Source organism: Micromonospora sp. NPDC005710 (assembly GCF_040630995.1).
GTDB lineage: Bacteria > Actinomycetota > Actinomycetes > Mycobacteriales > Micromonosporaceae > Micromonospora.
On sequence record NZ_JBEXYP010000002.1, the window covers coordinates 101160 to 126778 of the forward strand.

Here is a 25619-nt window from a genome sequence, read left to right on the forward strand (position 1 = left end):
CAGCGACGTCACCGTAGTCAACGCCGCCAGACGTTTGCGCCGTGTAAGAAGGCGTAATCCCCCGTGCCCGACCATTTCACCCTCACCTCTGCGAGATCGCTGAAAAATCCACGCAGGGTGTCTCGTCGCGCACCCCCGTGGCGCGAACAATGTTGCATGCCGTCTTCCACCGAAGGTAACGGTGCGATAACGAATGATGACTATCACAGCGGCAAATGCGCTGCAGTGAGTCCGAAAGGGACAACTCCCTGTGATGCCGCCTGTTCCACGGGTGCCCCGGTACTGGTTCACTGTGGCCGCCTAACGGACGTGCTCCGCGTCCGCCGGCTTCACTCACGGGGGAGATACCTTTTTCATGCTCAAAATCGGTCCTCAGCCGAGGACATGGACAACCAGACGAGCGCTCGCCACAGGTGTCGCCGCAAGCCTCTTCCTGGCCACCTCAGCCACGTTCCTACCCGCCGCTCCGACTGCCGCCGCACCCAGCAAGCCCTCGCCCAAGTCGGCGGACGGACCACTCAGCGTCGAACAAGCGATGGCGGAGGCGAAACGGACCGGCAAGCCGGTCGAGGCGACCGGCGCCCGGACGTCGACCACCACCCACACCGCCCGCCCGGACGGGATGATGGAGCTGACCGAGTCGGCAGTGCCCACTCGCACCAGGGTTAACGGCACCTGGAAGGACCTGGACCCGACCCTGGTCCGAAACGCCGACGGCAGCATCACGGCCGCCGTCACCACAAACCCGATCCGCGTCTCGGCCGGTGGCGGTGGACCGCTCGCCGAGATGACCAGCGGGGACCGCGCACTGTCGGTAACCGCCCCATTGGCTCTGCCGGCGCCGACGCTGTCGGGGCCGACAGCCACCTACGCCGAGGTGCTGCCCGGGGTCGACCTGACCGTGCGGGTCGACACCGAGGGCTCCTTCTCGCACGTCTTCGTGGTCAAGAACCGACAGGCTGCGGCCAATCCGCGTCTGGCGGCCCTCGACCTCGGCACCGCCACGAAGGGCGTCGAGCTGACGGCCGACTCAGCCGGCAACATCACCGGCCGCGATCGTGGCGGCCGGACGGTGATCACTGCGCCCGCCCCCGCGATGTGGGACTCCGCGAAGGGCGCAGGCGCGAAGACGGGCACGAACGAGCGAGGAGCCGCTTCCACCCCGGGCAGGCCCGGCCGTGGCGCGAAAACGGCACCGATCGGTGTACGGATTACCGCCGGAAAGCTGAGGCTCACCCCTGACCGCGCGTTGCTGAACGATCCGGCAGCGGTCTACCCCCTCTATATCGACCCCACCTTCAACTGGACGCCGGTCGGCCCGAAGATGGGCGGTTGGGCCTCGATCTCCTACCAGCACCAGTCGACCAACTACTGGAAGAACACCCCGGACCCCATCGGCCGGATGCAGGTCGGCAACTCGGGAAGCCAGCGCTCGAACACGCTGATCAACTTCGCCGTCCCGTACGCCACTCTGGCCGGCGCCGAAATCGCAGACGCGATCTTCAAGATCACCAACACCACGTCCTGGAGCTGCGTAGACAAGACGGTCAACATCTACGGCCCCGGCACCGCCCTGAGCTCGAGCAACGCCACCTGGAACTACTGGGAGGGGGTGAGTAAGGGCAGCGCCATCGCCAGCAAGAGCTTCGCGTACGGCTACAGCGGCTGCGACGCCGCGGGCGTCTCCTTCGACATCACCGGGCAGATCAAGGCCGACGTCACCGCCAAGAGGTCGACCCGCACCCTGTGGATGGTTGCCGCCAACGAGGCCAGCGACGCCCAGAGCTGGAAGGAGTTCCTGGAGACCAGCCCCACGCTGACCATCCGCTACAACCACGCACCCGCCGCGCCGACGGGACTGACCAGCTCTCCCGCAACGGACTGCATCGCGGCCAGCCCGACAGTGGTCGGTGACACCGCCGTCTCCCTGTATGCGCCAGTGTCCGACGCGGACAGAGGAGCCCTCGGGGTCACCTTCAAGGTGTGGAAGAACAGCGATGCCTCCCAGACGGCCATCGCCAGCACCAATCCCAACCTGCTGACGTACTCCTCCGGAACGACTGCGGTATTCGTCGTACCGCGAGCCGCGTTGGCGGCCGCAGCCGGCGTGACAGGCAGCAGTACGGGAACACCGACCACCTTCGCGTGGAAGGTGCAGACGACCGACTTCCGTACGTCCAGTAGCTGGTCGATCACCTGTCGGTTCACCTTCGACGCGACGAGGGCCGGACCGCCCAGCATCTCGGAACTCGCCGTCCAGCCGACGATCGGGCAACCGGTCACCATCTCGGTCAAGCCGCCGTCCAGCGGCACCGTGCCCACCAACTACGTCTACCAGTTGAACGCGGCACCGCCGCAGAGCGTCGTTCCCGACGCGAGCGGCAATGCGAGCCTCCAGATCACCCCCACCCGTTTCACCAATACGATCTCGGTGACCAGCGTCACTGCCGCGGGCAAGAACTTCGGCGACACCGCGATCCTGCCGTTCAATGCCGACCCCTCGTCCGTCGTGGCACCGGACGGTGACCTGACTGGCGACGGCCGAGCCGACCTTCTCACCAGTGGCTCGGTGAACAACCTCAAGGCCGGTCTGTGGCTGGCAAAGAACAACGGCTCGGCCGGGGTCAACCCGGGCATCAGCAACATGGGCGCGCGGGGCAACGGGGTCACCGGCGAGAACTCTCCGGCCGACTTCAACGGCGCTCAGGTCATCACGGGTCGATTCACCGGAGGCAACCTCCAGGACGTGCTGATCTACTACCCGACCGGTAACAACGCCGGCGGTGGCGGGATCCTTGCCGGCAACGGCGACGGCTCGACCCTGATGCCGGAGCGCGGTGGCGTCCAGACCAGCCTCATGGCCGATTACCTCCGCGACGAGTACGGCCGATCGCCGATCCAACTGGCAAACGCCGGTGAGGCGCGGGGGCCCGGTTCGGGCTTCCCGGACCTGATCGGCACCAGCGGGGACGCCACGAACGGCTACCAGCTCACCTACTACCCCAGCTTCCCGGGGACCAGCCTGTTCTTTGGGGCAACCTCGACCGGGGCACTGACCCCGACCGGTGGCGTCGACTGGAACAACTGGACCATCAGCACCACGCAGACGAGTACCGGCGCTGCGATGTTCCTGTGGAACCGGACCACCGGCGCGCTGCACCTCTGGTCCAACCTGGCCTACAACCAGGACACCGGACAGCTCACCTACACCGCCCGCACACTCGCCGCCAGCGGCTGGAACACGGGTACGGCGCTCAGCCTGCGCGCCGGGGACATCAACGCCGATGGCACCCCCGACCTGTGGACCGTCGGCGCTGGCGCGGTCACCACCACCTGGCTGGTCACCAACCTCCAGACCAGCAGCGCCACCATCACCGCCCAGCCGAAGCAGACGCTTGTCACCTCGGACCACACGTGGCAGTTCGACGACCTGTCGGATGCCGCGGTCACCAGCGCGAAGGACGTCTCCGGCGGCAAGTCCCTCTCCGTGGAGGGCGGCAACGCCTACTGGCGAGGCGGTGAACTCTTCAGCCCGGCCCTGTTCCTCAACGTCGACAAGACCGGCACCGTCGTCGACACCTCCAAGCAGGGTGCACTGGCGATCAACGAGCCGTTGATCGACACCACCAAGTCGTTCAGCATCTCGGTCTGGGCCAAGCCCACCGCCGCCGGTGGTGTCATCGCCAGCGAGGACGGCGCGAACGCGTCGCGCTTCCTGCTCTGGAACAACCAGAGTGACAACACCTGGCGGTTCGGTCTGGGCAACGCCGACACGGGTTGGTCGTACGCCCAGGTGGTGACACCTGCCGGTACGGCGCTGGGGGTCTGGACGCACCTGGTCGGTACGTACAACGCCGAGACCCGCACGATCGTGCTCTACGTCAACGGGGTGATCAAGGGGAGCGCGAGGTACGAAGCCACCCCGACGTGGCCGAGCACCGGCAAGTTCGTGGTGGGCCGCTACAAGTACCAGGGCGTGGCCACGGCGCACTACTCCGGGATGCTCAGCAATCTGCAGGTGTGGAAGCGGGCCCTCACCCCCACCCAGGTCGGGGCGACGAACGTCACGAAGAGTGGCTCGCTCACCCCGGTCGGCGCCACCACCTGGACTCCGCCGGGCACCGGTACGAAGCAGACCGACGTCTACGCGACGGACACCATCGGCAGCTTGTGGAGATACCGGAAGGTGAACAACCAGCTCGCCGCACCCCGGTTGATCTCCTCGGGGTGGAGCCAGTTCACCTCGTTCGGCATCGCTGACATGGATCACGACGGCTACCAGGATGTGGTCGTGCGGGACAACACCAGCTGTGACCTGCAGGTGTTCCTGGGCACTGCCGACGACCTGAGCCCCACGCCCACGTTCTTCGGCACCGGGTGGTGCAGCTGGCGGCCGTTCGGGATTGGCGACTTCAACAAGGACGGTTATCAGGACATCTTCACTGCGGGCACGACCAATGACATGTGGGCCTATCCCGGCGATCTGGCGGGCGGCAAGATGACCCGGATCGACGTCGGTGACGGCTGGGACGGTCAGTACACCGGTTTCGGTGTGGCCGACGTGGTTGGTGACACCACGCCGGAGCTGTACGGGCGGGAGAGCGACACCGGCCTGCTTCGGGTGTACGACCTCCAGTCGAGGGCGATCACCCAGGTGGGCAACGGTTGGGCGACCTTCACCCCGTTCGGGCTGACCGACTTCAGCGGGGACGGCAAGCCCGACATCATCGCCCGGGATTCGTCGGGCGTTCTCTGGATGTACCCGGGGGCAGCGAACGGCAGCCTCGGTACCCGGGCGTCGATCGCCACCGGCTGGTGAACGACGGCGGTGGGTCGGGTGTCCGCCCGACCCACCGCCGCCAGCAGGCAAACGAGCGGCTCAGCCGGCGGTGGCGCGGACGTACGCCACGCACTCGTCGTGCAGCGTGGACCACTGCTCACCGAACGCCTTCTCGGAGGCCGCTTCGATGGTCCGGCCGTCGTGCACCACTGTCTTGAAGAAGGTCAGCAGCCGCAGCGGCCCGTACCTGTCGACGAGATGGCGAACGGCCAGGTAGCCGATGCCGTAGCTGCCGGCGACCCGTTCGGCGGAGGCGTCGTCGGCGGGGTTGACGCCCTCCAACTTGCCGTCCCAGCCGCCCCGGACCATCTTGCGGACGTCGGCGACGCCCTCGTACCTGTCGACCGCCTGGCCGCCGGCACCGGCGAACTCGGCCAGGCCCTCCACCAACCACCAGGTGAGCTTGCCCGGGTAGCCGCGCTCGGGCAGCGACGCGGCGTGGGTCAGCTCGTGTCGGAGCAGGTCGTCGGTGCCGTTGGTGGTGAGCCCTTCGGCGTTGAGTACCACCTCGTGGTGACCGCCGCCCACTGTGACCGCGTAGCCGCCGGTCCATTCTGGGCGTTCCCCGCCGTACCAGCGCTGCCACTCGGTGCGCCCGGCGTAGAAGATCCGATACCGGTCCGGTGGTGAGCCGGTCACCGCGTACCCGTCGGCGACGATGGCCGCCGCTTCGGCCTGCGCGAGCAGGCCGGGCAGTTTGCCGCGCAGCGCCGGGGTGGTGGCGACGATGGTCCGCGGGCCGACGGCGACCGCCAGGTCGCTGATCTCCCACGGCCGGGTGCCGGTCTCCACCGACTTGGATTCCTCCATGGCGACCATGCGGGGCTGGTCGCCGTTCTCCCGCCACCGGGTGCCGATCAGCACGGGGCTGGGCCGGCAGTTCGGCGTGACGAAGCAGTACTGGAAGCGCACCAGCAGCCGCCACTCGCCGGGCTTGCCGATGATCGGCACTGGCAGACCACTGGGCTCGGCCCGCCAGCCGGTCACCTTCAGTGCGCGGAGTGCGGCGAAACGTCGGCGTAGTTCGGTGTGGGCGGCGGGGTCGGCGACGGCGAGGAACCCGGCGCGGTCACCGCCGAGAAGCGCTGCGGACTGTTTGTGGAGTTGGGCGGTGATCAGGTCGGACAGCCCGCGGGCCACGGCGGTGGCCGGGTCGTCGGCCGCCGAGGCACCGGCCCGGCTGAGAGTGGGGCGTGTGCCTGTCTCCCGGATCACTCCGACGACGAGCGCCGCCGGCAGGCCGCAGCCCAGCAGCAGGACGAACACCACGAGCACCGTCCACAGCGGCCAGAGCCGCCGTGGTGCTGGCTGCTGCACCTCGTCAGTCACCCGCCGAAGGGTACGACCAAACCCTGAAAGCGGTGCGGCCACCCCGGGCCGATCGGCCCGGCCGCTCGTTCACCTGCCGTCGCGCGGCCAGGAGCGGAAGGAAATGTCCATGCTCGCCACCAACTGGCGGTACGAGCGGTCGACGTCGCGGGGCAGGCCGAAGCCGCCCGCGGCCTCCAGGGTCACGAAGCCGTGCAGGGCGCTGCGCAACGCGCGGGTCGCGTCCACCGCGTCGTCGCCGGTGAGCCCGTACCCGCGCAGCACCGCGAAGATGGCTCCGACGGCGCGTTCGCCCGCCTCGACGTGCTCCGCGTCGGCCGGGTCGGGCACCCGCTGGGTCGCCGGGTAGCGGCCGGGGTGCCGCACTGCGTAGTCACGGTAGGCGTCCGCCATGGCGCGGAGGGCGTCGCCACCGGAGCGGCCGACGGCGGCGGTGGTCATCGCGGTGGCCAGCTCGGCGGTGGCCAGGGCGGCCAACTTCTGGGCCAGCGCGTCCGCGCCGCGCACGTGCTTGTAGAGGCTGGGCAGCGCGACCCCGAGCCGGCTGGCGAGCGCGGCGAGGGTGAGCTGTTGGAAGCCGACCTCGTCGGCCAGCCGGGCCGCCTCCCGGACGACTGTCTGCTGGTTGAGGCCGACCCTAGGCACCGGTGCACACCGCCAGGAAGCCGAGCAGCTCCTCGGCGGTGCGCTGCGGCCGGTCGGCGTGCGGGTAGTGGCCGGACTCCTCGATCATCCGGGCCTCGGCGGTGCCGAAGAGCCGGCGGGCCGCCCGCGCCTCGGCGCCCGGGTCGGGGAAGTCCGGGTCCTTGGCACCCATCAGCACCAGAACCGGCTGCCGCACCTGCCGGGCGCGGGCGGTCCAGTGCGGTTCGGAGGGTGCGATGACGCCCCGGGTGGCGGCCATCCGGCCGGGCTCGCGCAGGTTGGCCACCATCGCACGGCGGTACGCGGCGTCGTCGGTGGGCCGGTGCACCGGGAACAGGGTGTTGTGGAACATCCCGAACAGTCGGGGGCTGTGCAGCACCGACCACATCGCCATCCGCAGCAGCGGGTTGAGCTTCGGTTGACCGACGAACGCGCCGATCTGCACGATGCCGCTGACCAGCTCGGGTGCGTCGGTGGCGGCGAAGACCACGGCTGCGGCGGCGGAGGAGCTGCCGACCAGCACGGCCGGGCCGGCGTCGAGGTCGCGGACCACGGCCAGCAGGTCCGCGCCGACCTCCGCCGGGGCGTACGTGGGCCAGCCGGAGCTGGACTCGCCGTGACCGCGAACGTCCACCGAGACGACCCGGTGCCCGGCGGCCACCAGCAGCGGCACGAGGTGCCGGAAGCTCGCCCTGTTCTCGCCCATGCCGTGCGCGAGGACCACCAACGGCCCGTGGCCCTGCGTCTCGTACGCGATGTGTCCGCCGTCCCGACGGACCTGGCTAGTTGTCATAGCCTTAAAGCTAAGCCGATTAGCCAACGGTGGCAAGTCGGCCGACCAGAACGGGCCGGCGACGAACCCGAGGGTTCGCCGCCGACCCGTCGGCCGAATCGGAGCGGTTACTTCTTGGAGATCAGGGCGCGGCCGAAGAAGACCAGGTTGGCCGGGCGCTCGGCGAGCCGGCGCATCAGATAGCCGTACCACTCGTCGCCGTACGGGACGTACGTGCGCACCGTGTAGCCCTCGCCGGCCAGCCGGGCCTGCTCATCGGGGCGGATGCCGTACAGCATCTGGAACTCGAAGCGCTCCGGCCCCCGGTCGAACCACCGGGCCCGGTCCTCACCGATGGCGATCATCCGCGGGTCGTGGGTGGCGAGCATCGGGTACCCGTCGCCGGACATCAGGATGTTCATACAGCGCACGTACGACTTGTCCACCTCGCGGGCCGACTGGTACGCCACCGACTCCGGCTCCTTGTAGGCGCCCTTGCACAGCCGCACCCGGGACCCGGCCGAGGACAGCTCCCGGCAGTCCGACTCGGTCCGGCGCAGGTACGCCTGGAGCACCGCGCCGGTCGACGGGAAGTCCTTGCGCAGCCGGCTCAACACCTCGAGGGTCGAGTCGGTGGTGGTGTGGTCCTCCATGTCCAGGGTGACGGTGGTGCCCGCCGCGTCGGCCGCCGCGCAGATCGCCCGCGCGTTGTCGTACGCCAACTGCTCGTCGAACTTCTGGCCGAGGGCGGAGAGCTTCACGCTCACCTCGGCGGCCGGGGTCAGCCCCGCGGCGCCGAGCATCCTCAGCAGTTTCAGGTATTCGTCCCGGGTGGCGGTGGCCTGCTCGGGGCGGACGGTGTCCTCACCGAGGTGGTCGAGGGTGACAGCGAGGCCGTCGTCGACGAGCCCGCGGGTCGCGCGCAACGCGTCGTCGGTGGCGGCGCCGGCGACGAACCGGCGGACGACGTCCCGGGTGTACGGGGCTGTCGCGACGAGCCGCTCGACCTGGGATGACCGGGAGGCGGCGAGGATGACGGAACGGAGCATGAGCCGAGCGTAACGCCCCTGCGAGGGCCCCCGCCGAGGGGCGGCCGGGGCGCCTCGGCGGGGGGCGGGGCGGCGGCGGTGGCGCTGATCGGCTACAACGATGCCGTGGACCAACGCCCCCGCCGCCGGCTCCGGTCGGCCTCCGTGCAACTCGGCGCGCTCACCGCTCTCGCGCTTGCCCTGTCCGGCTGCAACATGACCTCGGACGACGACGATGACGACGACTGCGCCCTCGGGCCGGTCGGCGGTGGCGACACCGTCGCGCTGGCGATGCGGGTGAGCGACCCGGCCGCCGGTCGTACCGCCCCGGAACCGGCGAGCACGGCAGTGCCCGAGCGCGGCGGATTCGGCACCCACCTCGCCTCCTGCGGGGGCTGACGTGCGCCGCGAGTCGGTCACACCGCGCATCGACTGGGACGCCACCATCCGGTCGCAGGGGCTGGTCTACGTCGACACCGAACTGCCCGACGGCGGGATCATGTCGTACTGGGACGAGACCGCCGCGTACGCCTTCGAGCTCGACGAGGTGCTGCGACTGGAGGAGGCCACCGAGGAGTTGCACCGCATGTCGGTGGCCGCCGCCGAGCACGTGGTGGCGAAGCGCCGGTACGCCGAGTTCGGCATCCCGGAGTGGGCGGCCGAGGCGGTGGCCCGGTCGCTGCGCGAGGCCCCACCAACGCTCTACGGGCGCTTCGACCTCGCGTACGACGGCACCTGGCCCCCGAAGATGTTGGAGTACAACGCGGACACCCCCACCGCCCTGGTCGAGGCGAGCATCATCCAGTGGTACTGGCTGGAGCAGACCCGGCCGGAGCTGGACCAGTGGAACAGCCTGCACGAGCGGCTGGTCGGCGCCTGGGCCAAGATCGGGGCGGGGTTGCACGACCCTCTGGTGCACGTGCTCTGGTCGAACGAGGAGGAGTCCGGCGAGGACCACATGACCGCCGGTTATCTCGCCGAGACCGCGCGGCAGGCCGGTCTGACCGTGGAACTCCAACCCATCCAGGAGATCGGCTGGGACGGCCGGCGCTTCGTCGACGCCGACGACCACCCGGTGACCACCTGCTTCAAGCTCTACCCGTGGGAGTGGATGCTGGCCGAGCCGTACGGGCCGGCGGCAGTGGCCCCGGGCACCCCTACGACCTGGATCGAGCCGGCCTGGAAACTGCTGCTCTCCAACAAGGCGCTGCTCGCGGTCCTCTGGGAGCTGTACCCCGGCCACGAGTACCTGCTCCCGGCGTACCTCGACTCGCCGCGCGGCATGTCCGAGTACGTGGCCAAGCCGCTGCTCGGCCGCGAGGGCGGTTCGGTACGCATCGTCACCGCCGACGGGGAGATCACCAACCCGGGGATCTACGGCGACGAGGGCTGGTGTTACCAGGAGTTCCGGGCGTTGCCGCAGTTCGAAGGCAACCGGACGGTGCTGGGCAGCTGGATCGTCGACGGCGGGTCGGCAGGTGTGGGGGTGCGGGAGAGCGCCAGTCTGATCACCGACGGTTACGCGCGGTTCCTGCCGCACTACATCGACGCGCCGCGCCCCCGCTGAGTCGTCTACCGTTGGGGGCGTGAACTTCGACGCGTACGCCCGGACCGGCGTTGACCTGGTCAACGCCCGCCTGGACGACCTCGACGACCTGCGGGCCCTCTTCCCCGACGAGAACGCCTGGATGCGCGACGAGGTCGCGGACCGGGACGTGGCGATCTTCCGCCGGGCACAGAAGCGGTTGCGCGACGTCTTCGAGTACGGCACCTCGGGGCGGGACGCCCAGGCGGTCACCGAGCTGAACGCGCTGCTGGAGGCGTTCCCGGTGCAGCCGCGCATCTCCGGGCACGACTCCAGCGACTGGCACATGCACGTGACCAGTCGGGGCGCCTCGGTCAGTGCCGAATACCTGGCCGGGGCGGTCTGGGGGCTGTCGGTGTGGCTCTGCGAGTACGGCAGCGCCCGGTTCGGGGTGTGCGCCGACGAGCGGTGCGGCAACGTCTACCTGGACACGTCGTCCAACTGTTGCCGGCGGTTCTGCTCGGAGCGCTGCGCCACCCGCTCGCACGTCGCCGCGCACCGCGCTCGCAAGCGGGCGGCGGTCGGCGAGCAGGTGACCGTCGCCCCGCAGCCGACCTCCACCGCCGACTCGCTCTCACCGGTCAGCTGACCCCGCCTCCGCCCGATCGTGGGCGGGCGGGTCAGGCGTCGACAGGTGACGACGCGGGCAGGTGCTGGCGGGCGAACTCCAGCGCGGCGCGCAGGTCCGCCTCGCGTACCGCGCGGCTCTTCGCGCCCCGGGTGGCGACCTCCACCGCCACCGCCCCGGTGAAACCCCTGCCGGCCAGCGACGAGAGCAGCTCCCCGCAGGGTTGGGTGCCCCGGCCGGGCACCAGGTGCTCGTCGCGGCCCTCGCCGGTGCCGTCACCGAGGTGCACGTGCGCCAGGCCGGCGCCCATCCGGTCGGCCATCTCCAGCGGGTCGCTGTGCGAGGCCGCGCAGTGCGACAGATCAAGGGTGTACGACGGGTAGCCGGCATCGGTCGGATCCCAGCCGGGCACGTACGGCACGAACTGCCGACCCGCCATCCGCACCGGGTACATGTTCTCCACGGCGAAGCGCAGCCCGGTGAACCGGTCGGCGACGGTGGCCAGACCCTCGGCGAAGTTTCGCGCGTAGTCGCGCTGCCAGGTGAACGGTGGGTGCACCACCACCGTCGGCGCGCCAAGTGTCTCGGCCAGCTCGGCGGCCTTGCGCAGCCGCTCCCACGGGTCCGGGCTCCACACCCGCTGGGTGACCAGCAGGCAGGGCGCGTGCACCGAGAGCACCGGCACGTCGTAGTGCTTGGAGAGGCCGCCCAGCGCGCCCGCGTCCTGGCTGACCACGTCGGTCCAGACCATCACCTCGACGCCGTCGTAGCCGAGCGCCGCAGCCAGTTGAAACGCCGCCGCGGTCGGCTCGGGAAAGACCGACGAGCTGGACAAAAGCACGGGAACGCGGGAAGTCACATCAGCCAGCGTAGCCCGGGAGCGCCGGGGGCATCGTGACGAGCACCGGCAAACCGACCGAAAACGGCTGCCGGATCAGATCGGCTCCAGTTGATCGAGCCGGCGGAGGATGACGCCCTCCCGCAGCGCCCACGGGCAGATGTCGAGCGACTCCAGATCGAGGCGGCGCATCACCGCCTCGGCGACGACGGCACCAGCAAGCAACTGGTGGGCCCGGCCCGTGCTGACCCCCTCCAGCTCCATCAACTGCGCCGGTGGGATGTGCCTGATGAAGCCGATGACCTGCCGCAGACCGGCCCGGGTCAGACTGCGGCGCGCCCACAGCCCGGAACCGGACGGGGCGGCCCCGGCCAGTCGGGCAAGCGTGCGGAACGTCTTCGAGGTGGCCACGGTCCGGTCCCAGCCGACCTGGGTGACCTGGTCGACGACCTTGTCCAGCCGGCCGTCCACGTACTCCCGGAGCTTGTCGACGGCCTCCGTCGACGGCGGGGACGCACTCGCCGGGTCGACCCGCAGCCGCTCGCGGGTCAGCCGACCGGCCCCGAGCGGCAGAGAGATCGCGACGTCCGGGTCCTCGTCGATGCCGGCGGCAATCTCCAACGAGCCGCCACCGATGTCCAGCACCAGGAGCCGGCCCGCCGACCAGCCGAACCAGCGCCGCACGGCCAGGAACGTCGACCGCGCCTCGTCCGCCCCGGAGAGCACCGCCAGGCGTACGCCGGTCTCGTCCCGGACCCGCGCCAGCACCTCGGCCGCGTTCGTGGCGTCGCGCACCGCGGACGTGGCGAACGCGATCAGGTCGTCGGCATCCAACCCGGCGGCCGCCGCCTTGGCCATGCCCACTGCCTTCACCAGGCCGTCCGCGCCCGCCTCGGTGAGCGCGCCGTCCGGGCCGATCTGCTCGGCCAGCCGGAGCACCACCTTCTCGGAGTGCGCGGGCCACGGGTGCGCGCCGTGGTGCGCGTCCACCACAAGGAGATGCACCGTGTTGGATCCGACGTCGAGGACACCCAGTCGCATGGGGAAACCTTAGGCGCAACACGTTTGCGCGGCTCACCGGCCCGCGGACGTGACCGCGCGTACGCTGGGCCGAGTGACGATGGAGCTCCGTGTGCTGGTGGACGACCCGGGTGACCCGCGCAGCCGCGAGGTGCCCCTGGACTTCCCTCGGGAGTGGATCGAGTTCAACGACCCGGCCGACGAGACGCACCTGATCCGGGCCGACCTGACCTGGCTGCTCTCTCGTTGGACGTGCATCTTCGGCAAGGGCTGCCACGGCATCATCGCCGGCCGGGCCTCCGACGGTTGCTGCTCGCACGGCGCGTTCTTCACCGACTCGGACGACGAGAAGCGGGTCCGCGGCGCGGTCAAGCGGCTCACCCCGGAGACCTGGCAGCACTTCCGGCGCGGGTTCAAGAACTGGACCGACGAGGACACGATCGACGGCAAGAACCCGGCCCGCCGCACCGCCACGCAGGGCCCCGACGGCCCGTGCGTGTTCCTCAACGACGCCGACTTCGTCGGTGGCGGCGGTTGCGCGCTGCACGCCCAGGCGTTGCGCGACGGGGTGCACCCGTTGGAATACAAGCCGGATGTCTGTTGGCAGCTGCCGATCCGCCGCGATCAGGACTGGGTGAAGCGGCCGGACAACAGCAAGGTGCTGGTCTCCACTCTGTCCGAGTTCGACCGGCGGGGTTGGGGAGCCGGCGGCCACGACCTGGACTGGTGGTGCACCTCCTCGACTGACGCGCACGTGGGCGCCGAACCGATGTACCTGTCGTACTCCCCGGAGCTGACCGCGCTCATCGGCGGCGCCGCGTACGAGCGGCTGGCCGAGCTGTGCGCGGCCCGGACGAGGCAGGGCATGGTCGCCCCGCACCCCGCCGACGAGGTCTAGCCGCCTCACGGAGGTGGCGGAGATCGCCGCAGCCTTACACAAGCTGTTCTGACCCGCGTCCGGCGGTCGTCGCTCAGCGCAGGGCGTCGTCGACAAGCGTGCGAGCGCTGCGCTGGGCCGCGTCGGCGATCAGGGGGTCGCCGTCCAGCACACCGGCGACGAGCCCGCCGTCCAGCAGCAGGGTGAGCTGCTGGGCGAGCAGTTCGGGGTCGGCCGCGCCGGCCCGGCGGGCCAGCTCGGTCACCCAGGCACGGACCACGGTCTTGTGCTCGACCGTCCGGGCGTGCACCGGCCCACCGGCGGACGACTCAGCCGCGGTGTTGATGAACGCGCAGCCGTGGTAGCCCTCCCGACGACAGGCGCCGGTCAGCGCGTCGAACATCCCCACCAGTTGGTCGCGTGGCTCGTCGCCGGCATCCCGGGCCGCGGACCGCAACGCGCCGAACCATGCCTGGTCGACCCGATCGAGGTACGCCAGCACGAGGTCGTCCTTGCGCGGGAAGTGCTTGTAGAGCGTCGCCTTGGCCACGCCCGACTCGGCGATCACCGTGTCCACCCCGACGCCGCGCGGCCCGTGCGCGTAGAAGAGCCGGAACGCGGTGTCCAGGATCCGGTCCCTGGCCGAGCCGGCCGGAGTGCGGGGCGCGGGCATCGGTGCTCCCTCGTTCTGCTGATGACAGCCCTGATCCTATAGACGGCTTCGTCTACGGAGGCAGTGCCCTCGGCTTCGACGACTTCGCGAGGGCCGTAAGACGGGGGCACGACGACTTCGCGACGGCTTCGGGAAGGCCTCGCGGACAAGGGCGGGACATGGGTCGGGAGCGCTTTGGAGCTGAATCGCTTGTGACATCAGCGGAAGACACCGGCCGGCGACGGCGGACGACTCGTCTGTGACATCAGCTCCGAAGGACTGCCAACCGCACTGCCGCTCCTCGGGGTGTCCAGTGAGGGCTGCACGCCGAGACCTTCGCGACTCGACAGGGGCTGCGGTGGACAGACCTGTCTGTTAGCCTGCTTGGCATCGGCGCGAGCCGATTCGATGTCCCGACGGAGGATCGATCCCATGCGTATCGCAGTTGTCGGCACCGGCTCGGTCGGTCGAGCCATCGCCGCCCGCACGGCGGAGTTGGGTCACCAGGTGACCATCGGCACCCGCGACGTCGCGGCCGTCCGGGCCGGCGAACACGCCCACTGGACGGCGCAGCACCCCGAGGTCAGCCTGGCGACCCTCGCCGAAGCAGCCAGCGCCGCCGAGCTGGTGGTGAACGCCACCAACGGCGACGGCTCGCTACCCGCGCTGGCCGCGGCCGGCGCGGCGAACCTGGCCGGCAAGGTCCTGCTCGACGTCGCCAACCCACTCGACTTCGGTGCGGGCTTTCCGCCCAGCCTGTCGGTGCACAACACCGACTCCCTCGCGGAACGCATCCAGCGCGAGTTTCCGCAGACCCGAGTGGTCAAGTCGCTCAACACGCTCACTGCCGAGCTGATGGTGCATCCGCGTCAGCTCGCCGGCGGGGAGCACAGCGTCTTCGTCTCCGGTGACGACGCGGAGGCCAAGCGGATCGTCACCGGCCTGCTCGTCAGCTTCGGGCACACCGATGTGATCGACCTCGGTGACCTCTCCACCGCCCGGGGCACCGAAATGCTGCTGCCCCTCTGGTTGCGGCTCTACGGCCGGCTCGACACCGCCATCTTCAACATCAAGGTCGTCCGCTGAGCAGCCGCGAACAGCCCGAAGGGGGCCTGCGTCGAGCGCAGACCCCCTTCGCGTACGCCGATCACGGCTCGAACTTGTAGCCCAGACCCCGGACGGTCACGATGAACCGCGGCGCGGACGGCTCCGGCTCGATCTTGGAACGAAGCCGCTTCACGTGCACGTCCAGTGTCTTGGTGTCACCGACGTAGTCGGCACCCCAGACCCGGTCGATGAGCTGGCCGCGGGTGAGCACCCGGCCCGCGTTGCGCAGCAACAGCTCCAGCAACTCGAATTCCTTCAGCGGCAGCTGCACGGCCCCGCCGTCGACTGTCACCACGTGGCGTTCGATGTCCATCCGCACCGGGCCGGCGGCCAGCGTCGGCGCACCCGCCTCGGCCACCTCCGGGCTCTGCCGGCGCAGCACCGCCCGGATCCGGGCGACAAGTTCCCGCGGCGAGTACGGCTTGGTGACGTAGTCGTCGGCGCCGATCTCCAGCCCGACCACCTTGTCGATCTCGCTGTCCCGGGCGGTGACCATGATGATCGGCACGGCGGAGCGCTGCCGCAACTGCCGGCAGACCTCGGTCCCCGACATCTCGGGCAACATCAGGTCGAGCAGCACGATGTCGGCGCCGGTCCGGTCGAACTCGGTGAGGGCGTCGGTGCCGGTCGCGGCGACCGAAACCTCAAAGCCCTCCTTACGGAGCATGTACGACAAGGCGTCGGAGAACGACTCCTCGTCCTCGACCACGAGAACGCGGCTCAACGGGGATTTCCTTTCCATTTGCTGTCAGACCTGCCGTAGCCCAGTCGGACCGGACTCGATCCCAACCGGCGGCAGTGTCGCCAGGAGGTCGTCCGGTGGGCTGGCGGGCAGCCGGAGGGTGAACGTCGATCCACCACCAAGAGTGCTCGACACCTCGACCCGTCCGCCATGGTTGCTCGCAATGTGTTTCACGATCGCCAGGCCGAGCCCGGTGCCGCCGGTGGCACGCGAGCGGGCCTGGTCGGCCCGGTAGAACCGCTCGAAGATCCGGTCCACGTCGGTGGGGGCGATACCGATGCCCTGGTCGGCGACGGCGACCTCGACGTGCTCGTCGTCACCGCGGAGGGTCACCCGCACCGTGGTGTCCTCGCCCGAGTAGTTGATGGCGTTCTCCACCAGGTTTGCCACCGCGGTGGCGAGTTGGGAGTCGCTGCCGTACGCGGTGAGACCACGTTCCCCGTCCACTGTCACCGCGACGCCCCGGGCGGAGGCGGTGGTGCGGGTCCGGTCGACCACCTCGGCGATCACCCAGTCCAGCGCCACCGGCTCCGGAGGCGGCTGCGGCTCCGCCCCCTGCAACCGGGTCAGCTCCAGCAACTCCTGCACCAGGCGGCCCAGCCGGGTCGACTCGTGCTGGATCCGTTCGGCGAACCGGCGGGCGGCCACCAGGTCCTCGGAGAGGTCGGGCGTCGCCGCGTCGGCCGGTTCGGTAGCGTCCAGCAACGCCTCGGCGAGCAGTTGCAGGGCCCCGATCGGGGTCTTCAGCTCGTGGCTCACGTTCGCCACGAAGTCACGTCGTACCCGGGTCAACCGGTGCGACTCGGTCACGTCGACCGCCTCGACCGCGATGAAACCGTTGCCGAGACCCATCGCCCGCAGGTGCACGCCGAGCGGGTTCTCCCCCGCGCTGTCGCGACCCCGGGGCAGGTCCAGCTCGATCTCGCGCCGCACGCCAGTGCGTCGCACCTGGCCGGCAAGGGTACGGATCAACGGGTGCGCGGCGATGGAGCCGGGGGTGCTGCCGGTACGCAGAAGCCCCATCGCGCGGGCGGCCGGGTTGACCAGTACGGGGACGTCGTCGTTGTCCAGGACCACGACACCGGCCCGGAGTGAGTCGATCGTCCGGCGGCCGAGCCCGGCCTGCTGCTCGTCGGCTATCGCGGGCCTCCCCTTGCTCCAGCGGAAGCTGACGCTCCCCGTCGACGTGGAGCGACCGTCCCGCCTCGGCAGGAACCGGGGCAGCAGCAGACCGGCGGCCAATCCGGCCACCAACGCCACGGCCACCACGACCGCCACTACCCACTCCACCCGGCGATCGTAGGGTCATTGTTAACCTGGCTACCACACAGACCGGGACGAACTACCCTCACTTTCAGAAGTGTTCACCCCCACGTCTGGCGTCGTTCACCGTGGTTCATCCGGGATCCGTCCACGCGCCCTACCGTTGGCGTCGCACCTGCTCAACCCCCCTGCGCCGGCACCCGTCGGCGGCGACCGACCACAGGACGTGATGATGCGCGACGAGTTCCGGGCCGACCTCCAGATCGTCAGCCAACTGCTGGTGGACATGGCGGAGGGCGTCCGCGCCGCCATGCGCCAGGCCACCCGGGCCCTGCTCACCGCCGACCGGCAGGCCGCCGAGACGGTCATCGAGCGGGACGCCGAGATCGACGACCTCTACCGGCACGTCGAGGAGCGGGTCTGTGACCTGCTCGCCCGACAGGCGCCGGTCGCCTCCGACCTCCGGGCGATGATCACCGCGCTGCACGTGGCAGCCGACCTGGAGCGGATGGGCGACCTCGCCGAGCACGTGGCGAAGACCGCGCTGCGCCGGCACCCCTCCCCCGCCGTCCCGGCCGAGCTGCGGACGGTCTTCACCGAGATGTCCGAGATCGCCGACCGGATGGCCGTCAAGATCGGTTCGGTGCTGGCGAAGCCCGACGCCGACCTCGCCGGCGAACTGGACCGCGACGACGACGCCATGGACGAGCTGCACAAGAACCTGTTCGCGGTGCTGCTCGGCGACGACTGGCCGTACGGGGTCGAGACGGCTATCGACGCCACCCTGCTGGGCCGCTTCTACGAGCGTTTCGCCGACCACGCGGTGAACGCCGGCGAGCACGTGATCTACCTGATCACCGGGGAGAGCACGCCCAGCAGCAACTGACCGGCACACGCCAGGGGCCCCTCGTCACCGCTCTTCGCGGTGGCGAGGGGCCCCTGTCCGTCGGCTCAGCGCCCCTGGTTGGCCACCGCTGCGGCGGCCGCCTTCGCGGCGGTCGGGTCGAGGTACGTGCCGCCGAGCGTGAGCGGGCGCAACTGCGGGTCGAGGTCGTAGCGCAGCGGGATGCCCGTCGGGATGTTCAGCTTGGCGATCGCCTCGTCGGAGATCTGGTCGAGGTGCTTGACGAGGGCGCGCAGCGAGTTGCCGTGCGCGGCCACCAGCACCGTCCGGCCGGCCAGGATGTCCGGCACGATCGAGTCGTACCAGTAGGGCAGCATCCGGTCGACGACGTCCTTGAGGCACTCGGTGCGCGGCATCAGCTCGGTCGGCAGCAGCGCGTAACGCGGGTCACCCACCTGCGACCACTCGTCGTTGTCCTCGATCGGCGGCGGCGGGGTGTCGTACGACCGGCGCCAGAGCATGAACTGCTCCTCGCCGTACTCGTCGAGGGTCTGCTTCTTGTCCTTGCCCTGCAGGGCGCCGTAGTGCCGCTCGTTGAGCCGCCACGACCGCCGTACGGCGATCCAGTGCCGGTCGGCGGCGTTGAGCGCCAGCTCGGCGGTGCGGATGGCGCGGCGCATCACGCTCGTGTGCACGACGTCCGGCAGCAGGCTGTGCTCGCGCAGCAACTCGCCGCCGCGGCGCGCCTCGCCCTCGCCCTTCTCGGTCAGGTCGACGTCCACCCAGCCGGTGAAGAGGTTCTTGGCATTCCAGTCGCTCTCGCCGTGCCGCAGCAGGACCAGCGTCCCGACGGTGGGCCCTTCGCTCGCAGTCATGCGGATCATCCTGCCTCAACCGCCCGGCGGACACGCGGGCAGCCGTCGTGACGACCACCACGTGAAAAAGCTGATGACCAGCGGATCCGGCCGCCCTTAGGGTTGTAAGGCACGGCAGTCACATCGGTCATTACTTGCAAACGGGGGCGCCATATGCGGACGATGCGGAGTTGGTTCCGGGACACCACCGGCGGCTTACCGACCACCTTCTGGTACCTGTGGTCCGGCACCCTGATCAACCGGCTCGGCTCGTTCGTCCTCGTCTTCCTCGCCATCTACCTGACCCAGGAACGGGGCTTCTCGGCCTCGCAGGCCGGTCTGGTGATCGGCCTCTGGGGCGTCGGCGGGGCGTTCGGCACCACCGCCGGCGGCATCCTCGCCGACCGGTGGGGTCGCCGGCCGACGCTGCTAACCGCCCACGTGGGCGCCGCGGCCATGATGCTCGCGCTCGGGCTGGCCCGGGACCTGTGGGCGGTGGCGCTCGGCGCACTGCTGCTCGGCATGTTCGCCGAGGCGGCCCGGCCCGCGTTCGGGGCCATGATGATCGACGTGGTGCCGGCGAAGGACCGGCTGCGCGCCTTCTCGCTCAACTACTGGGCGATCAACCTGGGCTTCGCCTGCGCCGCCGTCCTCGCCGGCCTCGCCGCCCAGGCCGACTACCTGCTGCTCTTCGTGATCGACGCGGCCACCATGCTGATCACCGCGCTGATCATCTTCAGCAAGGTGCCGGAGACCCGGCACAGCGGTGACACCACCACCCCGGTGGCGGCAACGACCACCCCCGGCGCCCTGCGCACGATCCTCAGCGACCGGGTCTACCTCGGCTTCGTGGCCCTCAACCTGCTCGCCGCGCTGGTGTTCCTCCAGCACATCTCGATGCTGCCGATCGCCATGGGCGACGACGGTCTGAGCCCGGCCACCTACGGCTCGGTGATCGCGCTCAACGGCATCCTCATCGTGGTCGGCCAACTCTTCGTGCCCCGACTGATCCGGGGGCGGAGCCGCTCCCACGTGCTCGCGCTCGCATCAGTGGTGACGGGCGTGGGGTTCGGGCTCACCGCGTTCGCCGGCACCGCCTGGTTCTACGGGCTGACAGTGCTGATCTGGACGGTCGGCGAGATGCTGAACTCGCCTTCCAACTCCACCCTGATCGCCGAACTCTCCCCGGCCGAACTGCGTGGTCGCTACCAGGGTGTGTTCTCCCTCTCCTGGCAGATCGCCGGGGCCAGCGCGCCGATCCTCGGTGGTCTGGTCCGCGAGCACGCCGGCAACGACACGCTCTGGTACGCCTGCGCGGCTCTCGGCCTCCTCACCGCAGTGGCCCACCTGGTGTCCGGGCCGGCCCGGGAACGGCGGGCGGTGGCACTGCGCCGCTCCGGGGAGGCACTGACCCCGACCGTGGTCTCCCGGACGGCGCAGCCCGCCGACGCGTGACGAGTGGCGCGGCGGTGCCGAAGTTCCTACTGTGCAGTTCAAACAGTTAACAATCCGAACTGTCGGGAGGTCGGGTGCACGCCCTGCGGCGCTGGTGGCACGACACCGCAGGCGGACTCCCCGCCACCTTCTGGTACCTCTGGGCCGGCCTCCTGATCAACCGGGCCGGCGCGTTCGCCATGCTGTTCCTCTCGCTCTATCTCACCGACGTACGCGGCGCGAGTGAAGCCCTGGCCGGCACCGTGGTCGGCGCGTACGGGGCCGGCGGGGCGGCCGGCGTGCTGCTCGGCGGGGTGCTCGCCGACCGGTGGGGCCGCCGGGCGACCCTGCTCGCCTCGCACCTGGCCACCGTCGGCCTGATGGTGGCGCTCGCCTTCACCCACCAGTTGCTGCTGATCGCGGCGCTCTCCGCGCTGATCGGCGTGGTGCACTCGATGCCCAGCCCGGCGTTCGTGGCGGCGATCGTCGACGTGGTGCCCGCCGAGCGCCGCTCGCGCGCGTTCAACCTCCAGTTCTGGGCGTTCAACCTCGGCATGGCTGTCGCCTCGCTGCTCGCCGGGGTGCTGGCCGAAGCGAGCTTCACCGCACTGTTCCTGGTCGACGCGGGCGCCACCCTCACCGCCGCCGCCGTGATCGGCTGGAAGGTGCCCGAAACCCTGCGGCTGGCCCGGCCAGCGGCCGACCTGCCGCCCGCCACCCCGGCGACACCCACGCCCGTCCGCTCCCGCCGGCCGGGACTGCACACCGCGCTCACCGACCGCACGTTCCTGGTCTTCGTCGGGCTCACCTTCGTGCTGGCCGTACTCACCATGCAGACGTCGACGATCATGCCGCTGGCCATGCGCGCGGACGGCTTGGGGCCGTCGGCGTACGGGCTCGTGGTGGCACTCGGCGGCGCGCTGATCGTGATCGGCCAACTGTTCGTGCCCCGGCTGATCGACAGGCACCGCAAGGACGTCGTGCTGGCGGCCTCCACAGCGCTGCTGGCGCTCGGCTTCGGGGCCCTCGCCATCGCCGACGAACTTGCCGTCTACCTCGGAGCCGCAGTGGTCTGGACGGTCGGCTCGATGCTCGCCGCCCCACCCAACGCGCAGATCAACGCGGACCTGGCACCACCGCAGCTCCGCGCCCGCTACCAGTCGGTCTTCTACCTGACGTTCCCCGCCGCGGCGTTCGTCGCACCCACCCTCGGCGGAGTGAGCCTTCAGCACCTCGGCGACCGGCACTGGCTGATAGTGGGCGGGCTGGGCCTGCTGGCCGCGCTCGGCCACCTGCTCGCCGGACCACACCGGGAGCGGCACGTCGCCGCGCTGCGCACAGAGCGGGAACCGACAACCACCGCAGACCACGTACCGGCCGCATGACGACGCAAAGCGCCCACCACGTCCCCTGAGGTCGTGGTGGGCGCCCGCCGGTGGGGCCGGCGGCGGCGGGCAACACTCACCCCCGTAAGCATCGCCCGCTCACGCCGCCGGTCCTAACAGGTGGGCACCGTCCCCCAACGGTTGATCCACCCGTCCCCTCGCGCCTCGTCTGGTGCGCGGATCTGATCGATCCGCCGCTCCCCCGAACGTTTCCAAACGTGGCGCGGTGCAATAAAGCTAGTTCGCCCGGATTCTGGATTCAACCCAGAACGCCTGTCTCGCCCGTCACAACTGGCGAGTATCCGCTGCTCCGGCCTCGTCCGTTGGCAACAGCCGACTACCCGTCGGCCATTCCCGCAAACGCCTCAACCGTCTTCCCGATCGGGTGACTCGGTCCGGAAGAAGCTGCTCTGCCGGCCGTCCCGCAACTGCTCCTGATAGATCAGGTTCAACCGCCGCAGGTCAAACGTGTAAAACCACTCATCCCAGGTGATCTCGCGAATCCGGCTGCTTTCCCGGTATCCGGGAATGTTGAAGGTCAACACACCCGCCCGGCCATCCCGCTCGGTGCCGGCGATGGTCGCCGGCCTCGCCCCGCGTTCCCGGGCCCAGCGCTGGATCACCTCGTGGTTCGCCGTGATCAGACTCCGCCCCGGGCGCTCCGGCCGATCCATCACCGACGAGATCACCTGCGAGCTCCGCACCGACCGACCCGTACCCCGCCCGGTCCTGATCCCGCCGGCCGTCGTCCCGCCACCGGTCGACGGCGTCAGCGCGCGCTTGGCCGGTGCCGCGCGCCTTGCCGCCGTGGACTTGGCCGCGGTGCTCTTGGCCGTCGTGCTCCTGGCCGGTGCCGTGCGCTTCGCCGTCGCGCGCTTGGCCGCCGTGGTCTTCGCGGGTGCCGTGCGCTTCGCCGCCGGGCGGGCCGGCGCCTTCTTCGCCGGTGCCTTCCGCGCGGGCGCGGTACGCGCCGTCGCCGTCTTGCGAGCTGCCGTGGTCTTGCGGGCGGCGGTGGTCCGGCTCGCGGCGGTGGTCTTGCGGGCCGCCGTCGACCTCGCCGCCGCCGTGGTCTTCTTCGCGGCCGTCGTCTTCTTCGCCGGCGCCCTCTTCGCCGCCGCCGTCGACTTCCGCGTGGCGGTCGCCTTCGTCGCGGCGGCCCGCTTCGCGGGTGCGCTCTTGTTCGCCGGCGCTGCCTTCGCGCGGCTCGACGCCGGCCTGGCCGCCGACCTCTTGGTGGCGGCAGCACGACCCGCCGACGCCCGGGTGCCGGTGGCCCGGCCCGACGGGCCGGTGCTGCTCCGACCCGCGCCGGCACGCATCGAGCGCACCAACTGTTTCACCAGCTCGGGCTTGCGCAGTGCGGAGATCCCGGAGACCCCGCGTTTGCGCAGTTGCCCCCTGATGTCCTCCACCCGCATCCGCGAGATCTCCGACTCGGAGACCCCTGGCGTACCCGGCGACTGATTGCCGGCCTGTCGTTTCGTCCTTGTCGCAGTCGCGCCGCGACCTGAGCTGTTCCGCTGAGCCATGGGACGCTCCGCTCCTTGGCACTCCGTCATCGGCGCGCGGGGGTCCCTTTGCCGCACCGCGCGGTGCGGCATACCCGTCAGGAGCAGTCCGAACCAGTCAGTTCGCCATGATCGTGTTCAGCACTGGGAAGATCGCGCCGATCTTGCAGTTTCGGTCGTCGACACGCGTGGAATGCCTGGTGTGTCGCGACAGAAAGTGCAAGATCGCCGAGCCAGGCGGGCCAGATTGCGAACAGCGCGCGGAGCCTGAGGCGTGGACGTCAGGTTGGGTCGGGGCCGGCGGCCGAGGGCTCGAAGAGATGAGCGAAGGCCGCCAGGTTGGCTGTCGACTCGCCCCGCTTGACCCGCCACTCGTACTCGCGCCGGATCGAACTACCGAAGCCGATCTCCAACATCGTGTCGAAGGACTCGTCGGCGTACGTGAGCACGGCGCCGAACAATCGGTCCAACTCGTCGGCGTCCACGCCGGCCGGGTTGACCCGACCGGTGAGGTACACGTCGCCGACGGCGTCGGTGGAGAAGGAGACGCCGTACATGCGGGCGTTGCGCTGCAACAGCCAGGCCCACAGCTCCTCGCGGCGCTCGTCCGGCTGGCGCATCACGAACGCCTCGATCCGTAGCGCGTGCTCGCCGACGATCAGGTTGCAGATCGTCTTGAGCTTGTGGGTGCCCGGCAGAGTCACCGCGTACGAGCCGGGGCCGGTCAACTCCCAGGCCAGGTCCCGCTCGGCACACACCGACTCGATCAGGGTCGCAAGATCGCTCTTCGGGCTCACCGGACCCACTCTACGACCGACCCCGCCCCCGCACCGGGTGACAGCGGCCCACCCCGACCCGTGCCACTGCCCCGGCGGCGGTCACCAGGAGCAGGACAGCGCAGGGTCACCAGCCAGGTCGGCCGCGAGCCGGGCGCGGTGCCCGGCGATCGCCTCGCCGTAGACCCCGAGGAGGCCGGCGACCGTACGGTCCCAGGAGAAGTGCCGGGCGTGCTGCTCGGCACCCAGGGCCAGCACCGACCGCAGCGCCCGGTTCGGCAGCAGGCTGCCCAGCGCCACGGCCCAGTCGGCCGGGTCGTGCCCGTCGATGAGTACGCCACTGACCTGATCCCGGACGGCCGTGACCAGCCCTCCGACGGCGGCGGCCAGAACCGGCGTACCGCAGGCCTGCGCCTCCAGGGCGACCAGCCCGAACGATTCGTTGTGCGACGGCACCGCGACCAGGTCCGCCGCCCGGTACAGGGCCGGGAGGTCGTCCCCGGTCTGCGGTGGCAGGAAGCGCACGCCGTCGCTGACCCCGAGCTTGGCGGCCAGCTCGATCAGGGCTGTCGGCCGGTCCAGTCCGCTGCCGCTGGGCCCACCGCAGATGACCACTGTCACCTGGTCGGCCAGCGCCGGATCGCGCTCCCGCAGCGCGGCGATAGCGCGGATCAGCACGTCGGGGGCCTTGAGCGGCTGGATCCGACCGACGAAGGCAACCACGTACCCGTCGAGGGGGAGCCCCAGCCGGCGACGGGCCTCGCGGGTGGCCGCGGACCGGTCACCCGGCGCGGGCCGGAACCGGGCCAGATCGACGCCGGGTTGCACAACGGAAACCCGGGTGGGGTCGGCGTCGTACCTGTCGAGCAGGTCGCTGGCCTCGACCCGGGTGTTGGCGACCAGCCGGTCCGCCTCGGCGACGACCTGCTCCTCGCCGATGACCCGGGCCTTGGGCTCCGGGCGGTCACCGGCCGCGAGCTGGGCGTTCTTGACCTTCGCCAAGGTGTGCGCGGTGTGCACGAGCGGCACGCCCCAGCGCTCCTTGGCCAGCCAGCCGACCTGGCCGGAGAGCCAGTAGTGGGAGTGGATCAGGTCGTAGTGACCGGGCGGGCGGGACGCTTCCGCACGCAGCACCCCGGCCGTGAAGGCGCAGAGCTGACCGGGCAGCTCCTCCTTGGTGAGACCTTCCAGGGGGCCGGAGGTGATGTGCCGGACCTGCACGCCGGGCGCCATCTCGACCACCGGGGGGAGGTCACCGGAGGTGGCCCGGGTGAAGATCTCCACCTCGACGTTGGCCTCGGCGAGACGCCTGGCGACTTCGAGGATGTAGACGTTCATTCCGCCGGCATCACCCGTGCCGGGCTGGTGCAGGGGAGAGGTGTGTACCGACAGGGTGGCTATACGGCGAGGCCGGGGCCACGGTTGGGCACCTCGCTGACGCCCGACGCCGGTGTGCATTTCCGCCACATCCGCTCCTTCTTCACGGTTGATGCCGTCACGCACGACCGGCGCTTCTCGGTCAACCTGTACGCCGGATGTCATCTTCCCCATC

At 70.4% G+C, this 25619-nt stretch carries 22 protein-coding genes and 1 pseudogene; 10 read left to right on the plus strand and 13 right to left on the minus strand.

Going from position 1 to position 25619, the window contains the following annotated elements; all coding sequences use genetic code 11:
• Window positions 1-535: 535 nt before the first annotated feature.
• Window positions 536-4819 (plus strand): LamG-like jellyroll fold domain-containing protein, encoded by a 4284-nt coding sequence (locus ABZ406_RS02760; RefSeq protein ID WP_357755572.1) that lies wholly within the window; start codon window positions 536-538, stop codon window positions 4817-4819.
• Between the two features lie 60 nt (window positions 4820-4879).
• On the opposite strand, the gene ABZ406_RS02765 is transcribed toward ABZ406_RS02760, so the two are convergent.
• The 4 genes from ABZ406_RS02765 to ABZ406_RS02780 all read right to left on the minus strand — a co-directional run bounded on the left by ABZ406_RS02765 (window position 4880) and on the right by ABZ406_RS02780 (window position 8635).
• Window positions 4880-6169, minus strand: coding sequence for a hypothetical protein (locus tag ABZ406_RS02765; protein WP_357755573.1), 1290 nt, complete (start codon window positions 6167-6169; stop codon window positions 4880-4882).
• 69 nt (window positions 6170-6238) lie between these two features.
• Entirely contained in the window at window positions 6239-6814 is a 576-nt protein-coding gene (locus ABZ406_RS02770; protein WP_357755574.1) for a WHG domain-containing protein, read from the minus strand.
• The gene (locus ABZ406_RS02775) at window positions 6807-7607 is read right to left on the minus strand and encodes an alpha/beta hydrolase (RefSeq protein WP_357755575.1); all 801 of its coding nucleotides are present in this window, start codon (window positions 7605-7607) and stop codon (window positions 6807-6809) included. Before ABZ406_RS02775 ends, ABZ406_RS02770 begins: the two co-directional genes overlap by 8 nt.
• A gap of 107 nt (window positions 7608-7714) precedes the next feature.
• Window positions 7715-8635 carry a proline dehydrogenase family protein gene (locus ABZ406_RS02780; RefSeq protein WP_357755576.1) on the minus strand — a complete coding sequence of 307 codons (921 nt, stop codon included), beginning with the start codon at window positions 8633-8635 and terminating at the stop codon, window positions 7715-7717.
• A gap of 105 nt (window positions 8636-8740) precedes the next feature.
• On the opposite strand from ABZ406_RS02780, the gene ABZ406_RS02785 reads away from it, so the two are divergent.
• The 3 genes from ABZ406_RS02785 to ABZ406_RS02795 are packed head-to-tail and all read left to right on the plus strand — an operon-like array spanning window position 8741 to window position 10788.
• Entirely contained in the window at window positions 8741-9013 is a 273-nt protein-coding gene (locus ABZ406_RS02785) for a hypothetical protein (RefSeq protein ID WP_357755577.1), read from the plus strand.
• A gap of 1 nt (window position 9014) precedes the next feature.
• A complete protein-coding gene (locus tag ABZ406_RS02790) occupies window positions 9015-10181 on the plus strand; it encodes a glutathionylspermidine synthase family protein (RefSeq protein ID WP_357755579.1) in 1167 nt (388 codons plus the stop codon).
• Window positions 10182-10200: 19 nt separating this feature from the next.
• Window positions 10201-10788, plus strand: coding sequence for a CGNR zinc finger domain-containing protein (locus tag ABZ406_RS02795; RefSeq protein ID WP_357755580.1), 588 nt, complete (start codon window positions 10201-10203; stop codon window positions 10786-10788).
• Between the two features lie 31 nt (window positions 10789-10819).
• Here ABZ406_RS02795 and ABZ406_RS02800 read toward each other — a convergent pair whose 3' ends face one another.
• Both ABZ406_RS02800 and ABZ406_RS02805 read right to left on the minus strand, forming a co-directional pair.
• Window positions 10820-11626 (minus strand): sugar phosphate isomerase/epimerase, encoded by an 807-nt coding sequence (locus ABZ406_RS02800; protein WP_357755582.1) that lies wholly within the window; start codon window positions 11624-11626, stop codon window positions 10820-10822.
• 75 nt (window positions 11627-11701) lie between these two features.
• The gene (locus tag ABZ406_RS02805) at window positions 11702-12646 is read right to left on the minus strand and encodes a Ppx/GppA phosphatase family protein (protein ID WP_357755584.1); all 945 of its coding nucleotides are present in this window, start codon (window positions 12644-12646) and stop codon (window positions 11702-11704) included.
• A gap of 79 nt (window positions 12647-12725) precedes the next feature.
• On the opposite strand from ABZ406_RS02805, the gene ABZ406_RS02810 reads away from it, so the two are divergent.
• Complete coding sequence (locus tag ABZ406_RS02810; protein WP_357755909.1) at window positions 12726-13523, plus strand: hypothetical protein; 798 nt, start codon at window positions 12726-12728, stop codon at window positions 13521-13523.
• Window positions 13524-13596: 73 nt separating this feature from the next.
• On the opposite strand, the gene ABZ406_RS02815 is transcribed toward ABZ406_RS02810, so the two are convergent.
• Window positions 13597-14175 (minus strand): TetR/AcrR family transcriptional regulator, encoded by a 579-nt coding sequence (locus ABZ406_RS02815; protein ID WP_357755585.1) that lies wholly within the window; start codon window positions 14173-14175, stop codon window positions 13597-13599.
• Between the two features lie 411 nt (window positions 14176-14586).
• Between ABZ406_RS02815 and ABZ406_RS02820 the strand changes: the two genes are divergently transcribed.
• The gene (locus ABZ406_RS02820) at window positions 14587-15240 is read left to right on the plus strand and encodes an NAD(P)-binding domain-containing protein (protein WP_357755586.1); all 654 of its coding nucleotides are present in this window, start codon (window positions 14587-14589) and stop codon (window positions 15238-15240) included.
• A gap of 61 nt (window positions 15241-15301) precedes the next feature.
• Here ABZ406_RS02820 and ABZ406_RS02825 read toward each other — a convergent pair whose 3' ends face one another.
• Both ABZ406_RS02825 and ABZ406_RS02830 read right to left on the minus strand, forming a co-directional pair.
• Entirely contained in the window at window positions 15302-15985 is a 684-nt protein-coding gene (locus ABZ406_RS02825) for a response regulator transcription factor (RefSeq protein ID WP_030329696.1), read from the minus strand.
• Window positions 15986-16009: 24 nt separating this feature from the next.
• A complete protein-coding gene (locus ABZ406_RS02830) occupies window positions 16010-17293 on the minus strand; it encodes an ATP-binding protein (RefSeq protein ID WP_357755587.1) in 1284 nt (427 codons plus the stop codon).
• A 205-nt stretch (window positions 17294-17498) separates the two neighbouring features.
• On the opposite strand from ABZ406_RS02830, the gene phoU reads away from it, so the two are divergent.
• On the plus strand, window positions 17499-18152 hold the full coding sequence (gene phoU / locus ABZ406_RS02835; RefSeq protein WP_151496297.1) for a phosphate signaling complex protein PhoU: 654 nt from the start codon (window positions 17499-17501) through the stop codon (window positions 18150-18152).
• A gap of 65 nt (window positions 18153-18217) precedes the next feature.
• Here phoU and ABZ406_RS02840 read toward each other — a convergent pair whose 3' ends face one another.
• Entirely contained in the window at window positions 18218-18985 is a 768-nt protein-coding gene (locus ABZ406_RS02840; protein ID WP_357755588.1) for a phosphoglyceromutase, read from the minus strand.
• Window positions 18986-19138: 153 nt separating this feature from the next.
• Here ABZ406_RS02840 and ABZ406_RS02845 point away from each other — a divergent pair, with 153 nt between their 5' ends.
• Window positions 19139-20419, plus strand: coding sequence for an MFS transporter (locus ABZ406_RS02845; RefSeq protein WP_357755589.1), 1281 nt, complete (start codon window positions 19139-19141; stop codon window positions 20417-20419).
• A gap of 74 nt (window positions 20420-20493) precedes the next feature.
• A complete protein-coding gene (locus ABZ406_RS02850; protein WP_357755591.1) occupies window positions 20494-21783 on the plus strand; it encodes an MFS transporter in 1290 nt (429 codons plus the stop codon).
• Window positions 21784-22148: 365 nt separating this feature from the next.
• On the opposite strand, the pseudogene ABZ406_RS02855 reads toward ABZ406_RS02850, so the two are convergent.
• Window positions 22149-22664 (minus strand): annotated as a pseudogene (locus tag ABZ406_RS02855) (hypothetical protein); the annotation flags it as partial.
• On the opposite strand from ABZ406_RS02855, the gene ABZ406_RS02860 reads away from it, so the two are divergent.
• A complete protein-coding gene (locus ABZ406_RS02860; RefSeq protein WP_357755928.1) occupies window positions 22606-23247 on the plus strand; it encodes a hypothetical protein in 642 nt (213 codons plus the stop codon). The pseudogene ABZ406_RS02855 and the gene ABZ406_RS02860 sit on opposite strands and share 59 nt — an antisense overlap.
• A gap of 325 nt (window positions 23248-23572) precedes the next feature.
• Here the strand turns inward: ABZ406_RS02860 and ABZ406_RS02865 are convergent, their stop codons facing one another.
• Both ABZ406_RS02865 and mshA read right to left on the minus strand, forming a co-directional pair.
• Complete coding sequence (locus ABZ406_RS02865) at window positions 23573-24088, minus strand: YbjN domain-containing protein (protein ID WP_357755593.1); 516 nt, start codon at window positions 24086-24088, stop codon at window positions 23573-23575.
• Window positions 24089-24169: 81 nt separating this feature from the next.
• Window positions 24170-25534 carry a D-inositol-3-phosphate glycosyltransferase gene (gene mshA / locus ABZ406_RS02870; RefSeq protein ID WP_357755595.1) on the minus strand — a complete coding sequence of 455 codons (1365 nt, stop codon included), beginning with the start codon at window positions 25532-25534 and terminating at the stop codon, window positions 24170-24172.
• Window positions 25535-25619: the final 85 nt, after the last annotated feature.